Source organism: Micromonospora sp. NPDC002717 (assembly GCF_040295705.1).
In the GTDB taxonomy this organism is placed as follows: domain Bacteria; phylum Actinomycetota; class Actinomycetes; order Mycobacteriales; family Micromonosporaceae; genus Micromonospora.
Genome location: NZ_JBEOVW010000008.1, coordinates 90,288 through 103,545, shown reverse-complemented (window position 1 = coordinate 103,545; position 13,258 = coordinate 90,288). Strand labels below are relative to the sequence as shown.

Sequence of the window (13,258 nt, the reverse complement as noted above, 5' to 3'; positions counted from 1 at the left end):
CCCGCCCGGGGTCAGGGCAGGCGGCGGGCGAGGACCTGCCCGGGCCACGGGTCGCGGCCCGGGCGCTCGACCGTGAACGGTTCGGTGGGGGTGAAGCCCTGCCGCTCGTACCAGCGGACCAGCGCTCCGTCCCCGCCCGCGTAGCAGTCGACCCGGAGCAGGCTGAGCCCGTGCCCCCGGGCCAGCTCCGCGGCATGGGCGAGAAGCCGGCCGCCGATCCCCGAACCGCTGTGCGCCCTGTCGGTGACCAGCAGGTTGACGTACAACTCGGGCTCGGTGGCCGGCGGCACGTAGTCCGTCGCCGCGCCCACCACCAACGCCCCGACCGGCCGGTCACCGAGCATCGCCAGCCACAGCCCGCCGCCCGCCGACCAGGCGTCGGCCTGCGCGATCCGCCGCGGATCGGTCGACGCCGGCTCGGTGCCCCACTGGCCGGTGCGCCCCAGCGCCACCAGCCAGGCGGTCGCGTCGTCGAGCAGCCGCAGCACGGCGGGCGCGTCGGCGGGGCCGCCGGGACGCAGGGTGATGCTCCGCTCGGTCATGGTGGGCATCGTGCTACAGCGGTGTGCGTCGATTGCTGCCGCGGTCGTGCGTCGAGTGGCAGCCGGTTGCGCCATTCCGCGACGATCGCCCCTCCGCAGCCGCTCGGCGAACGCTGTCGAGCTGCCCCACCCATGGGACCAACCGTGCCCACCCCTGCCCATCTGCGCGGGCAGCTCGACAGTCCCGTGTCACCTGCCCCGGCCCCGGCGCTCCGCTCAGGGGCGTCAGGGCCGCCGGGCGTCGGGGGCGTCGGCCCCGGCCGGGGCTCCGGGGCCGCCGGCCAGCGCGGCGAGCCGCTCGGTGGCCAGGCAGGAGACCAGGCAGCGTTCCTTGCGGTCGCCGGCAAGCTGGGCGGTCCAGTCCGTGAAACCGCCGTCGCCGAGCTCGACCTCGTTCCCGCCGTCGCCCGCGGTGATCCGCAGCGCGGCGTCCACGTAGTAGCCCCGGCCGCGCCGGCGCTCCGGCTCGTCCACCAGCGGCACGGTGGACGGGCCGAGCCCCGGCCGGACGGTGTCCGCGATCCGCTCGCCGACGACGGGGCTGTCGAGGACCGTCAGGCGTAGCCGCGCCGACGCCTGCGGCACCAGGGTGGCGAGCACTGTCCGCCAGTACGCCAGGTGCAGCGTGAGCAGCCGCGCCTGGGTGCTGCCCGACCCGCTGTCACGGGCGCTCGAGACCAGCGCGAAGAGCCGGAAGTGCGCCGAGAATCCGGGCCCGAAGTCCTGCGCCCGCAGCACCCGGTGGCAGGCGGCCAGGTGCACCGTGCCGGCGGCGGGCTGTTCCCGGCGGCGCACCGCGGCCTCGATCGCGAGGGCGTTGGTGGGATCGCTCAGCACCTCGGTGAGCCGCAGGGTGGTGACGATCCGGTTCTGGCTCACCGGCGCGACCGCGGCGCAGGTCCCGAGCGGCGCGACGGGGGAGAGGTCGACGCCCGTGACGTCGGCGGGCAGCAGGTCCCACAGGCGGGCCTCGACCCCGGACAGCACCCGCGGGTCGACCGCCGCCGGCCGGGTGAACCGGTCCGTCCGCCAGCGGCGGACCAGGTCCGCCGGGCGTGCCGCCGCGGCCCGGTCCCGGGCCACCGCCAGCAGCAGCGTGCGCAGGTCCGCCGGGGCCAGGCGGGCCAGCGCGGCGCGGGCACCGTCCGGCAGCCGCCCCCACACCCGCCGCTCCGCGTCGTCCATGCCGGCCACCATCTCGTACGCCCCGGGCCCGGTCCACCGATATCTGGACGGCGTCCGGTACGTGATGGCCTTCCGTCGGTGCGGCGGCGCGCGACAGTGAGATTCGCCGCGCGACGCGCCGAGGTGCTGATCTCCTAGAGACAACTGCGCCCTCGGCCTGGCAGGCTGCCACCCATGACCCTGAAGCTGCGTTCCGTGGGAACGAGCGACCGTGGGCTGATCCGCAGTGGGAACCAGGACGCCCTGCACGCCGGCCCCTGGCTCGTCGCCGTCGCCGACGGCATGGGCGGGATGGCGGCCGGCGATCTGGCCAGCGCGATCGCCATCGAGGCGGTCGCTCCGCTGGACGTGGAGACCCCGGAGGACGCGCTGGTGGCCGCGCTGCAGAGCGGCATCGAGCTGGCCACCGCGCGGATCCGCCAGGCGGTCGCCGAGGACCCGGAGCGGCAGGGCATGGGCACCACCCTGACCGCCCTGCTCTTCGCCCGGACGGGCAGCTGCCTGGCCCTCGCCCACGTCGGCGACTCCCGTGCCTACCTGTTCCGGGAAGGGGTGCTCAAGCAGATCACCCGGGACGACACGTTCGTGCAGATGCTCGTCGACCAGGGGGTGATCACCCCCGACCAGGCCAGCAGCCACCCCCGCCGGGCCGTGGTCACCCAGGCCCTGCAGGGCGACGAGGTCTCCCCGGCGTACGCGACGATGGTGCCCTGGCCCGGCGACCGCTGGTTGCTGTGCAGCGACGGCCTGTCCAACGTGGTCCGCCCCGACACGCTCGCCGAGGTGCTCGCCGAGCACCCGGACCGCGCGGAGTGCGCCCGCAGGCTGATCGACCTGGCGCTGCGCGCCGGCGGGCCGGACAACGTCACGGTGGTCATCGCCGACGTGGTGGAGGAGTAGCCCGGCTCAGCGGCGGCGCGGGGTGGCGTGCCGGGTGGGCTGGGCCGTGGTCGGGTCCTCCGGCCACGGGTGGCGCGGGTAACGGCCGCGCAGCTCCGCCCGCACCTGCGGATAGCCGGCGCGCCAGAACGACGCCAGGTCGGCGGTGACCGCCACCGGCCGCCCCGCCGGCGAGAGCAGGTGCAGCAGCACGGGCACCCGGCCGTCGGCGACCCGCGGCGCGTCCCGCCAGCCGAACGTCTCCTGGAGCTTCACCGCGAGGACCGGCGCCGCCGGGTCGGCGTAGTCGAGCCGGATCCGGGAACCGCTCGGCACGGTGATCCGCTCCGGCGCCACCTCGTCGAGCCGGGCCGCCAGCGCCCACGGCAGCAATCGGCGCAGCGCGCCCGCCACGTCGACCCGGGCCAGGTCGGCCCGGCGGCGGGCGGCGGCCAGCTCCGGGCCGAGCCAGGCCGGCGCGTCGGCGAGCAGCGCCTCGTCGCCCACGTCGGGCCAGTCGCCGCCGAGCGCGTGCCGGCAGAACGCCAGCCGCCCGCGCAGCGCCCGCGCCGCCGGGGTCCAGGTCAGCAGTCCGAGACCGGTGCGGCGCAGGCCCGTCAGCAGGGCCGCCGCCACCTCCTCCGCCCCGGGCCGGATCGGCCGCTCGGCCAGCTCGATGGCGCCCAGCCGCACCACCTCACGCGCCACCACGTCCTCGCCGGACCAGCCGACCTCCCGCTCGGCGCGCAGCAGCGGCCCGCCCGCCTCCCGGGCGGTCGCCTCGTCGAGCGGGGTCGCCAGCCGCACCCGGGCGGCCGGCGCGCCGGGGGAGCGGTCCGCCACCGCCACCGCCAGCCACCCGGCCCCCGCCAGCCCCGACCCGGGCGCCAGCTCCGCCGCGGTCCCGCCGCTCATCAGGTACGCCGAGCCGCCCGGCCGCCGCGCCCGGGACAGCCGCTCGGGGTGGGCCAGCCCGACCAGCAGCCCGGCGGCGAGGTCGTCGGTCAGGTGGTCCTGGCCGGGGTTCCCGGTCGGGCCGAGGTCGTCGGCCGGCCGTGCCCGGCCGGTGTCTCCGGCCTTCGCCGCTTCGGGGCGGTGGGTCGGGCGGGCCCGACCGGTGTCTCCGGCCTTCGCCGCGTCGGGGCGGTGGGTCGGGCGGGCCGGGTCGGTGCCGGCCGCCGGCGCCGGTCCCGAGGGGGCCGGGGGCAGGGCGGCGCGCAGGCGGCGTACCTCCGCCCGCCAGCGGGCCGTGGCGCCCGGGTCCGCGCCCGCGCGCAGCCGGCGCCACGCGGCGGTCAGGTCGTCGCCCGGCCCGGCGACGGTGTCCTCCGCGAGCAGCGCCACGACCTCGGCCGCCCGGTCCGCGCCCACCCGGGCGGCCCCGTCCAGCAGCGCCCGGGCCAGCCGGGGATGCGCCCCGACGGCGGCGATCGAGCGGCCCCGGTCGGTGATCCGGCCCTGCGCGTCGACCGCGCCGAGGGTGGTGAGGGCGTCCCGGGCCACCGTCATCCCCGCGGCCGGGGGCGGGTCCGGCAGGGCCAGCCCGGCGCCGTCGGGCGAGCCCCAAGCGGCGAGTTCCAGGGCGAACCCGGTCAGGTCGGCGGTGGCGATCTCCGGCTCCGGTTGCGCGGCCAGCCGCTCGTGAGTGGCCGCCGACCAGCAGCGGTAGACGTGCCCGGGCGCCTCCCGGCCGGCCCGGCCGGCCCGCTGGGTCGCCGCCGCCCGGGACACCGGCACGGTGACCAGCGCCCCCAGGCCCCGGGCCAGGTCCATCCGGGCCACCCGGGACAGCCCGGCGTCCACCACCACCCGGACCCCCGGCACCGTCAGGCTGCTCTCCGCCACCGAGGTCGCCAGCACCACCCGCCGCCGGTCGGCCGGCCGCAGCGCCGCGTCCTGGTCGGCGGCGCGCTGCCGGCCGTGCAGCGGGAGCACGGCGACCGTGTCGCGCAGGTCGGCCAGCCGGGCCGCGACGGCGGCGATCTCGCCGGCCCCGGGCAGGAAGACCAGCACGTCCCCGGCGTGCTCGCGCAGCGCCCGGCGCACCGTCGCCGCGACGTGGTCGAGCAGGCCCCGGTCGACCGGGCCGGCACCGGGCGCGGCCACCGGCCGGGGCGGCGGCGCCCAGATCCGCGTCACCGGGTGCAGGGCCGAGGAGGCCCGGACGACCGGCGCGGCACCGCCCGCGCCGCCGAGCAGCGCGGCGAACCGGTCCGCCTCGGGGGTCGCCGACATCGCCAGCAGCCACAGGTCGGGGCGGAGCGCGGCCCGGGCCTCCACCGTGAAGGCGAGCGCCAGGTCGGCGTCGAGGTGCCGCTCGTGGCACTCGTCGAGCAGCACCGCGCCCACCCCGGCCAGCTCGGGGTCACGGTGCAGGCGGCGGACCAGCAGGCCGGTGGTGACCACCTCGACCCGGGTGCGCGCGCCGGACCGCCGCTCGCCGCGCACGGCGTACCCGACCCGCTCGCCGACGGGCTCACCGAGCAGCGCGGCCATCCGGCGTGCCGCCGCCCGGGCGGCCACCCGGCGCGGCTGGGCGACCAGCACCCGGCCCGCCACCTCGTCGGCCACGGCCAGCGGGGCGAGGGTGGTCTTGCCGGTGCCCGGCGGGGCCACCAGCACCCCGGCGCCGGCCGCGCGCAGCGCCGCGACCAGTTCCGGCAGCACCGGCCGTACGGGCAGGTCGAGGGGCACGTCCGAGAGCACGGCCCAGTCTCGCACCGCCAGCCGCGGCCCGGTCGGGGCGTACCCGTGGATGCCCGGCGGCGAAGGCCGGCCAGGCCGGCGCCGGGAACGCCAGGCACCGGCCCGCGCCGGTCGCCGGCCGGTGCCACGGGTCGGACGCGGCGAGGGCCGGACCCGCCGGCCCGGCCCTCGCCCACCATTTCCTAGTACGTGCCGTCGAGCTGCCCCCGCAGCTTGGTCAGCGCGCGGGCCAGCAGCCGGGAGACGTGCATCTGCGAGACGCCGACCTGCTCGGCGATCTGCGACTGCGTCAGGTTGCCGTAGAACCGCAGCGTGAGGATCTTCTGCTCCCGCTCGTCGAGGGTGGCCAGCGCCGGGCCGAGGGCGACCCGCAGCTCGGCCAGCTCGAACTCGCCGTCCTCGCCGCCGAGCATGTCGCCCAGCTCCGTCGCGCGGTCACCGTCGCCGGTGGGCGTGGAGAGCGAGACCGCGTTGTAGGCCCGCGCGCCCTCCAGGCCCTCCAGGACCTCTTCCTCGGTGAGCTTGAGGTGGGCGGCGATGTCGGCGACCGTCGGCGAGCGGCCGAGGGTCTGCAGCAGCGAGCTGTTGGCGTCGGAGATGGCCAGCCGCAGCTCCTGGAGGCGGCGCGGCACCCGGATGTCCCAGGTGCGGTCGCGGAAGTGCCGCTTGAGTTCGCCGATGATGGTCGGGATGGCGTAGCCCGCGAAGTCGACGCCCCGCGACGGGTCGAACTTGTCGATCGCCTTGATGAGGCCGACGGCGGCGGTCTGGGCCAGGTCGTCGGTGGGCTCGCCGCGACCGCTGTAGCGGTGGGCGAGGTGGTTGGCGAGCGGCAGCCAGGCCTCGATCGCCCTGTCGCGCAGGGCGGCGCGGGACGGGTGGTTGGCCGGCAGCGCGGCCATCGCGTTGAGCAGGTCGGCGGCGCTGTCGGTGAGCGCCCGCGGGTCGAGCTTCTCGGTGGTGCCCGGGGCCGCTGTGGTCGCCTGCTCGCTGATCGTTGGCGCGGTCATGGGTGGTCCTCCCTGCACCTCGTCCGCGGATAGAAAGACGTGACGCTTTGGTTTAGCTTCAGATGTCCGTTCGGAAGTCACCTTAGCCCGATCGGTCCGACGAAATCTAGCCGAAAGTACGATGTACTTAGGTGATTTTCCCCTATCAAAGGCCCGAAAAGGGCAAAATCCCATCGGATTGTGAGTCGGCTTACGCGATGCGTACGGTCAGCCGGCGTGGGCCGGACATCGACGCATCGACATCTGGCGGGCCATACCGGTCGGCCGGGTGGCCCCGCGGGCGCGGATGACCGGCCGCCAATGTCGGCTTTCCGTCGTTGTCCTATGGACGGGACCGGCCGTAGCGTGCGGTTACATCCTTCCGGAGGTGCCGTGCTCGACCCCGTCGCTCCCCAGCTCGTCGTGAACAGCCGCACGCTGTTCTTCAGCTGGCTGCCGGCGGACCCGCAGGCGGTCGCGGCGCTGGTGCCCCCGGGGCTGACCCCGTGCCCGGACCGGCAGGTCTTCATCAACCAGTACGTCGTCGACGACGAGAGCCAGACCTCCGGCTTCGGTGCCCACTCGCTGACCTACCTCGGGGTGTGCCTGGCCGGCGTCGACGCCCCCGGCGGGGCCAGCCTCGGCGGCTGGTGGACGCACTACGTGACCTCCAGCGAACGGGTCCGCGACTACGCCACCGCGCGCGGCGCGCCCGCCGTCGCCGGCCGCACGAGCATCGAGTGCCGGGGCGAAACCCTGGTCGCCGAGACGGCGATCGGCGGCACCCCGCTGATCCGCGCGCGCTGCCAGGTCGGTGAGACGGGGCAGACGATCAGCAGCGGCCACCACCGGTACTTCACCGGCCGGGACGGGGAGCTGCTCAGCGCCGTGTACCCGTTCGTCGCCGAACCGGTCGACCCGTTCGTGATCGACTCGGTGGAGTTCCTGGACCCGGGGCACCCGCTCTACGCGCTACGTCCGGAGAATCCGCTCACGATCGGCTTCGGCTTCTACTCCCCGCGCGCTTCGTTCGCCTACCCCGGCGGCCTGACCGTCTACACCCCGGAGACCGACGGCACGTCCCGGGTCGCCGGGCCCGTACGCGCCCGGGCCGCCGCGGTCTCCGTGCCGGCCTAGCCCCTCACCAGGTGCCGGCCCGACGCGCCCGCAGCGGCCGGCCGTCGGGGTCGTAGACCAGCCGGTACGCCGGCAGCGCCCACGCGCGGGTGTACCAGGGCAGCCGCTCCGGCCGGTGCGGCAGCAACCGGCCCGGCGGCCGGGGACCGACCCGCCCGGAGTCGTGCCACCGCCGCAGCGCGTCGGCGGCGGCGGTGATCGCCGCCACGGCGTCGGCGGGGTCGATCAGGTCGGCGTCCTCGCCGCCCCCGGGGTCCCGGTCCAGGTGCTCGCGCCACAGGCGCAGCCGCAGGTCCCGGGCGAAGACCCGGGCCCCGTCGCCCAGGCCGCCCGGGTCCGTCGGCGCCCGCCCGTCCCGGGTCTCGTCCAGCACCGCGCAGGAGAGCTCGCTGTCGTGGGTCCAGGAGCGGCGGTTGAAGTTGTCGCTGCCGACGCTGGCCCAGACGTCGTCGACCACGCACACCTTGGCGTGCACGTACACCGGCGTGCCGGCGGGGTTCTCCAGGTCGAAGACGTGCACCCGGTCCGGGGCAGCCCGCTCGCACAGCGACAGCGCCTGCTCGCGGCCGACGGAGTTGGGCGGCAGCGCCAGCCGGCCGTCCACGTCCGGATAGCGGGGGACCACCGCGACCAGGTGCAGGTCGGGGCTGTCCCGCAGCGCGCGGGCGAACAGGTCGGCCACCTCCGTGGACCACAGGTACTGGTCCTCCAGGTAGATCAGCCGGCGGGCCCGGCGGACCGCCTTGGTGTAGCCGCGGGCCACCGTACGCTCGCCGTCCGGGGCGAAGGAGTAGCGCGGGCGGACCACCGGGTAGGTGCGCAGCACCTGTACGTGGTGCGGGCCGCAGGGCGGCGGGTCGGCCGGCTGGTCCGGCAGCGGGTCGGGGCGCAGGTCCGAGCCGCGCAGCCGGTCTCGCAGGTAGGCCAGGGGGTTCTCCGAGTCCAGCGGCACCGGGTCGGTCCACCGTTCGCGGAAGGCGGTGTCCAGCGCGCCCACCACCGGCCCCCGCACCGCGAGCTGCACGTCGTGCCACGGCGGGTGCTGCCCGTACCGGGCGGACATCTGCACGACCTGCCGGTCGCCCCGGTGGCCGGCGTCGTCCCGCCGGCTGTGGCACAGGTCGATGCCGCCGGCGAAGGCGACGTCCCGCTCCGGCGCCCGCGGGTGGCGCAGCACCACCAGCTTCTGGTGGTGCGAGCCGCCCCGGCGGACCCGCTGGTCGAGCAGCACCTCGCCGCCGGCGGCGGAGATGGTCTCGCTGAGGTTGCGGTTCTCCGCCTCGCTGTAGGCCAGCGCGTCGAGGTGGGAGCGCCAGATCAGGCCCTTGACCACCACGCCGCGCTGGGCGGCCTGCGCGAAGAGCTGGGCCACGGTCGGCCCGTCGGGGCGCAGCAGTTGGTCCGGGTCGCCCCGCCAGTCGGTGAAGAAGAGATGGTCGCCCGCCTCCAGCGCCGACACCTCGTCGACCAGCCGGTCGAAGTACGCGGCACCGTGAATTAAGGGCTCCGCAAGGTTTCCGCTGGTCCAGACGGGTAACTCTGACACCGGGTTGGCGCGTTCCCGTGCGCTGAGGAACCAGTTGCGCGGTCCCACCGTTCCAACCCCCCGAGGTCGACAACGTCCTCACGGTAGGACCCCCGTCGCGGGTCCGCATCCCGGCCGGCGCCCCCGGCGACCGGTCGGCCGACCCCCGACGCCACCCGACACGACGCGAGCAACCGAGGAGGCAACACCATGCCCGGCGAGACGACGAACTCCGTGCCCGAGTACCGCGAGCAGGCGGTGGAGAGCGAACGGGGTGCGCTGGTGGCGGTGTTGCTCATGGTGATCCTGGGCGTCGCCGGCATCTTCGCCGTCTCCTGACGCCACGCGCCGCCGTCCGGTGACGGCACCGCACTCGACGCGCCGGTGGCGCCTCCGGTCGTCCGCCGGAGGCGCCACGTCCGCGCCTGCGCTCAGGGCCGGGGCGCCTGGCCGTCGGTGTGCGGCAGCCGCTCGGCCGGGACGACGCCGAGCCGGCCGGCCTGGAAGTCCTCGACCGCCTTGAGCAGCTCGTCGCGGGTGTTCATGACGAACGGGCCGTAGTGCGCCACCGGCTCCCGGATCGGCTCGCCGCCCATGATGTAGAGGTCCAGCGCCGGGGTGTGGCTGTCCTGGCGGGCGTCCGCCGCGAAGGTCAGCGCGTCGCCCGGGCCGTGCACGGCGAGCTGGCCCGTGTGCACCGGCCGCCCGTCGGTGCCGACGGTGCCACGGCCGCCCAGCACGTAGACCAGGGCGTTGAAGTCCGGCCGCCACGGCAGGTCGACGCGCGCGCCCGGCTGCACGGTCACGTGGGTGATGGTGATCGGGGTGTGGGTGGAGCCCGGCCCCCGGTGCCCGGCGACCTCTCCGGCGATCACCCGGATCAGCGCGCCGCCGTCCGGCGTGGTGAGCAGCGCCGCCTCCTTGCCGCGGATGTCCTGGTAGCGGGGCGGGCTCATCTTGGCGACCCGGGGCAGGTTGACCCAGAGCTGCGTGCCGTGGAACAGCCCGCCGCTCGTCACGAGGTGCTCCGGCGGCGCCTCGATGTGCAGCAGGCCACTGCCGGCCGTCATCCACTGGGTGTCGCCGTTGGTGATGGTGCCCCCGCCGCCCTGCGAGTCCTGGTGGTCCATGATCCCGTCGATCATGTAGGTCACGGTCTCGAAGCCGCGGTGCGGGTGCCAGGCGGTGCCCTTCGGCTCGCCCGGCGCGTAGTCCACCTCGCCCATCTGGTCGAGGTGGATGAACGGGTCCAGCTCGGTCACCGGCACGCCGGCGAAGGCCCGGCGGACCGGGAAGCCCTCGCCCTCGTAGCCGCTCGGAGCGGTGGTCAGCCGGCGGACCGGCCGGAACGCGGTGGACTCGTCGAGCCGGGGCAGGCGCGGCAGGACGAGCACGTCGTCGACGGTGATGGCGGGCATCGGAGGCTCCTCAGTTGTCGGGGTGCGGGGTCGACGCGTCGCGGTCCGCGCGCAGGCGCCGGCCGAGCCGCTCGAAGATCCGGGTGAGGCAGGCGACCTCGGCGTCGTCGAGGTCGTCCATCAGGTGGGCGCGCACCGACCTCAGGTGGTGCGGGGCGGCTTCGCGCAGGGTCAGCAGCCCGGCGGCGGTGAGCACCGCCTCGCTGCCGCGGCGGTCCTCGGGACAGGGCTCCCGGGCGACCAGGCCGCGCCGCTGCATCGACGAGATCTGGTACGTCAGGCGGCTCGGCGAGAAGACCAGGCGCCCGGCCAGCTCGCCCATCCGCAGCCGCTGGTCCGGCGCCTCGGAGAGCAGGACGAGCACGTGGTAGTCGGCGAAGCTGAGCGCGCTGTCGGCGCGCAGATCCTCCTCCAGCCGCGTGAACAGCCGCTGGCTGGCCTCGATGTAGGCCCGCCAGGCGGCGAGTCGGGGGGCGTCCAGGCTCTCGGTCACGCCGCTACAGTAGCACTCTTTCAAAATTTAACTAGTGGGGTGTGAGCGCGGTTACCGCCGCTGTCCGGAACGGGTACTCCAGCTTTGAAAGACAGCGCTGGAACCCGAGTGGCGGGGTGCGCGGGTGTGTCAGACTCCGGCGTCGTGGACCATCTCGAACTGACCGCCCCGGGCCTGCTGCTGCGTCCGTGGCGGGAGGCGGACGCGCCGGCGGTCCTCGCCGCGCTGCGCGAGCCGGCGATCGCCCAGTGGAACCCCCCGGCGGGGCCGGTCGACGGGGAGGCGGCGCTGGCGTGGGTGCGTCGCCGGGCCGACTGGTCCGCCGGGGACCACGTCTCCCTGGCGGTCGCCGACCCGGCCGATCCCGCCAGGCTGCTCGGCTCGGTGTCGCTGTTCCGGATCCACGACCGGAACGCCTCCATCGGCTACTGGACGGTGGCCGCGGCGCGCGGTCGCGGCGTCGCCTCCAGGACCGTCGTCCGGCTCACCGGGTGGGCGTTCGCGGCGCTCGGGCTGCACCGGATCGAGCTGTGTCACGCCGTGGCCAACCCGGCCTCCTGCCGGGTGGCCCAGCGGGCCGGTTACCTCGCCGAGGGCACGCTGCGGGAGTCCTACCGCTACGGCGACGGCCGCCGCTACGACGAACACCTGCACGCCCGCCTCGCCACCGACCGCTGAACAACGCCCCGCGCCCCGCCCGCCACCCACCCGGGCCCGGCAGGTCCCCGCCCGCCGCCCGGGCGGGAGGTCCCCGGGCGGCGGTCGCCCGGGTCCGGACGTCACCGGGTCTGCGGCGACGCGGTGAGGTGCATCCGGCCGACCAGTTGCCGAGCCTGCTCGGCGAACTGCGCGTCGACGATGACCGCGTACTGGCCGGCGCGCAGCGAACTGGCGGAGGTGAAGTCGCGCTGCCCGCCGGTCATCGCGTGCGTGACCGCGCCGAACACCGCACCCCAGATCGCGCCGACCACCAGCGCGACCAGGATGATCGCGATCCAGTTGTCGCCCGCCGTGAAGATGCCGAACAGCAGCCCGACGAAGATCCCGAACCAGGCACCCGTGCCGGCGCCCAGCAGCGCCGCCCGGCCGGTGGTCATCCGGCCGAGCACCGTCTCGACCAGGGTGAGGTTCGTGCCGACGATGGCGGTGTGCTCCACCGGGAAGCGGTTGTCCGCCAGGTAGTCCACCACTCGCTGGGCGGACGGATAGTCCGGGTACGAGCCGATCGTCACGGTGGGCGGGCCCATCTCCGGGCCGTGCCCGTCGCCGGCATGGGCGGCCGGCCGACCGGCGGGACCGGACGGGAGGGTGTCGCCGCCAGGCATGCCGGGCCGCCAGCCCGAGGTCCCACTCGACGGTGTGCTCATGAGCCTCCTCCTTCGTCAACCGCCCGCGTTCCCGCCGCCGTCCACGGGTAACGCCGCCGGGGGCGCGGACCGCACCCGTCGGGCCGGCCCGGTTCGACAGGACGCCGCGTCCGGCCGGTCCTCCCCGGCCGGTCCGCCGCGGCGGTCACCGGCGGCCGGGACGGGGTCAGCGGCCGGCGTCGCGCAGGTACGCCGAGGTGGCCTCGTCCGCCGGGAAGAACGACTCGACGGACAGCTCCTCGACCGTCACGTCGAGGGGGGTGCCGAAGGTCGAGACGGTGCTGAGGAAGGAGAGTTCGCCGCCGGGACGGCGCAGCCGCAGGGGCACCACGACGTCACCCGCGCGGGGCAGTTCGGCGGCCGGATCAGCCGACCCGCCCGGGTAGCCGCGCAGCTCCTCGTGGAGCGCGGTCAGCTCCGGGTCGGCCGTCAGTCCCAGGTGCCGGCGCAGCCGGCCGAGCAGGTGGTCGCGCCACTCGGCGAGGTTGACGATGCGGGGGGCCAGACCCTCGGGGTGCAGGGTCAGCCGCAGCGCGTTGACGGGCGGCCGGAGCAGGTGCGTCGCGACGCCCTCGGTGAGCAGCGGCAGGGCGGCGTTGCCGGCGACCAGGTTCCAGAGCCGGTCCACCGCGACCGCCGGGTACGGCTCGTGCGCGCGCAGGACCCGGCGTACCGCGTCGAGGACCCGGCGCAGCTCGGGGGAGTCCAGCGGCGCGTGGGAGTAGACCGGGGCGTACCCGGCGGACAGCAGCAGCCGGTTGCGGTCCCGCAGCGGCACGTCGAGGTGCTCGGCCAACCGCAGCACCATCTCCCGGCTCGGCGTCGCGCGGCCGGTCTCCACGAAGCTGAGGTGCCGGGTGGAGATCTCCGCCTCGACCGAGAGGGCGAGCTGGCTGAGCCCGCGCCGTTCCCGCCACTGCCGCAGCAGCGCCCCGACCGGCGCCGACCGCCCCTCGACCACCTCGGCAGCGCCCACGTTCCGATCCTATGGCCGGGGTGGACGGGCGGTGGGGGCCG

General features: G+C 76.0%; 12 protein-coding genes and 2 pseudogenes. 4 read left to right on the top strand and 10 right to left on the bottom strand.

The window, feature by feature from the left end:
• Positions 1–11: 11 nt before the first annotated feature.
• A complete protein-coding gene (locus ABT006_RS14325) occupies positions 12–542 on the bottom strand; it encodes a GNAT family N-acetyltransferase (RefSeq protein WP_350706373.1) in 531 nt (176 codons plus the stop codon).
• 225 nt (positions 543–767) lie between these two features.
• A complete protein-coding gene (locus ABT006_RS14320) occupies positions 768–1,727 on the bottom strand; it encodes a hypothetical protein (protein ID WP_350706371.1) in 960 nt (319 codons plus the stop codon).
• Between the two features lie 174 nt (positions 1,728–1,901).
• On the opposite strand from ABT006_RS14320, the gene ABT006_RS14315 reads away from it, so the two are divergent.
• A complete protein-coding gene (locus tag ABT006_RS14315) occupies positions 1,902–2,627 on the top strand; it encodes a PP2C family protein-serine/threonine phosphatase (protein WP_350706369.1) in 726 nt (241 codons plus the stop codon).
• 6 nt (positions 2,628–2,633) lie between these two features.
• Here the strand turns inward: ABT006_RS14315 and ABT006_RS35105 are convergent.
• The 3 genes and pseudogenes from ABT006_RS35105 to ABT006_RS14305 form a co-directional block, all read right to left on the bottom strand.
• A pseudogene (locus tag ABT006_RS35105) lies at positions 2,634–3,617 on the bottom strand (ATP-dependent helicase C-terminal domain-containing protein); the annotation flags it as partial.
• 183 nt (positions 3,618–3,800) lie between these two features.
• Positions 3,801–5,312 (bottom strand): annotated as a pseudogene (locus tag ABT006_RS35100) (helicase-related protein); the annotation flags it as partial.
• Positions 5,313–5,494: 182 nt separating this feature from the next.
• A complete protein-coding gene (locus tag ABT006_RS14305; protein WP_350706365.1) occupies positions 5,495–6,322 on the bottom strand; it encodes a SigB/SigF/SigG family RNA polymerase sigma factor in 828 nt (275 codons plus the stop codon).
• A gap of 372 nt (positions 6,323–6,694) precedes the next feature.
• On the opposite strand from ABT006_RS14305, the gene ABT006_RS14300 reads away from it, so the two are divergent.
• Complete coding sequence (locus ABT006_RS14300) at positions 6,695–7,438, top strand: hypothetical protein (RefSeq protein WP_350706363.1); 744 nt, start codon at positions 6,695–6,697, stop codon at positions 7,436–7,438.
• A 4-nt stretch (positions 7,439–7,442) separates the two neighbouring features.
• On the opposite strand, the gene ABT006_RS14295 is transcribed toward ABT006_RS14300, so the two are convergent.
• On the bottom strand, positions 7,443–8,984 hold the full coding sequence (locus ABT006_RS14295) for a phospholipase D family protein (RefSeq protein WP_502890948.1): 1,542 nt from the start codon (positions 8,982–8,984) through the stop codon (positions 7,443–7,445).
• Between the two features lie 189 nt (positions 8,985–9,173).
• Here ABT006_RS14295 and ABT006_RS14290 point away from each other — a divergent pair, with 189 nt between their 5' ends.
• Positions 9,174–9,302 (top strand): hypothetical protein, encoded by a 129-nt coding sequence (locus ABT006_RS14290; RefSeq protein WP_350706359.1) that lies wholly within the window; start codon positions 9,174–9,176, stop codon positions 9,300–9,302.
• Positions 9,303–9,394: 92 nt separating this feature from the next.
• Here the strand turns inward: ABT006_RS14290 and ABT006_RS14285 are convergent, their stop codons facing one another.
• On the bottom strand, positions 9,395–10,381 hold the full coding sequence (locus tag ABT006_RS14285; RefSeq protein WP_350706357.1) for a pirin family protein: 987 nt from the start codon (positions 10,379–10,381) through the stop codon (positions 9,395–9,397).
• Between the two features lie 10 nt (positions 10,382–10,391).
• Complete coding sequence (locus ABT006_RS14280) at positions 10,392–10,874, bottom strand: MarR family winged helix-turn-helix transcriptional regulator (RefSeq protein ID WP_350706355.1); 483 nt, start codon at positions 10,872–10,874, stop codon at positions 10,392–10,394.
• A gap of 144 nt (positions 10,875–11,018) precedes the next feature.
• On the opposite strand from ABT006_RS14280, the gene ABT006_RS14275 reads away from it, so the two are divergent.
• Positions 11,019–11,552 (top strand): GNAT family N-acetyltransferase, encoded by a 534-nt coding sequence (locus ABT006_RS14275; protein WP_350706354.1) that lies wholly within the window; start codon positions 11,019–11,021, stop codon positions 11,550–11,552.
• A 101-nt stretch (positions 11,553–11,653) separates the two neighbouring features.
• On the opposite strand, the gene ABT006_RS14270 is transcribed toward ABT006_RS14275, so the two are convergent.
• Positions 11,654–12,121 (bottom strand): general stress protein, encoded by a 468-nt coding sequence (locus tag ABT006_RS14270; RefSeq protein ID WP_502890960.1) that lies wholly within the window; start codon positions 12,119–12,121, stop codon positions 11,654–11,656.
• A gap of 286 nt (positions 12,122–12,407) precedes the next feature.
• Positions 12,408–13,217, bottom strand: a complete 810-nt coding sequence (locus ABT006_RS14265) for a helix-turn-helix domain-containing protein (protein ID WP_350706350.1) — start codon at positions 13,215–13,217, stop codon at positions 12,408–12,410.
• Positions 13,218–13,258: the final 41 nt, after the last annotated feature.

Excerpts from the sequence above, each read along its gene's own strand:
- ABT006_RS14325 (WP_350706373.1), bottom strand. The coding sequence starts at position 542 with ATGACCGAGCGGAGCATCACCCTGCGTCCCGGCGGCCCCGCCGACGCG.
- ABT006_RS14320 (WP_350706371.1), bottom strand. The coding sequence starts at position 1,727 with ATGGACGACGCGGAGCGGCGGGTGTGGGGGCGGCTGCCGGACGGTGCC.
- ABT006_RS14315 (WP_350706369.1), top strand. The coding sequence starts at position 1,902 with ATGACCCTGAAGCTGCGTTCCGTGGGAACGAGCGACCGTGGGCTGATC.
- ABT006_RS14305 (WP_350706365.1), bottom strand. The coding sequence starts at position 6,322 with ATGACCGCGCCAACGATCAGCGAGCAGGCGACCACAGCGGCCCCGGGC.
- ABT006_RS14290 (WP_350706359.1), top strand. The coding sequence starts at position 9,174 with ATGCCCGGCGAGACGACGAACTCCGTGCCCGAGTACCGCGAGCAGGCG.
- ABT006_RS14285 (WP_350706357.1), bottom strand. The coding sequence starts at position 10,381 with ATGCCCGCCATCACCGTCGACGACGTGCTCGTCCTGCCGCGCCTGCCC.
- ABT006_RS14270 (WP_502890960.1), bottom strand. The coding sequence starts at position 12,121 with ATGGGCCCGCCCACCGTGACGATCGGCTCGTACCCGGACTATCCGTCC.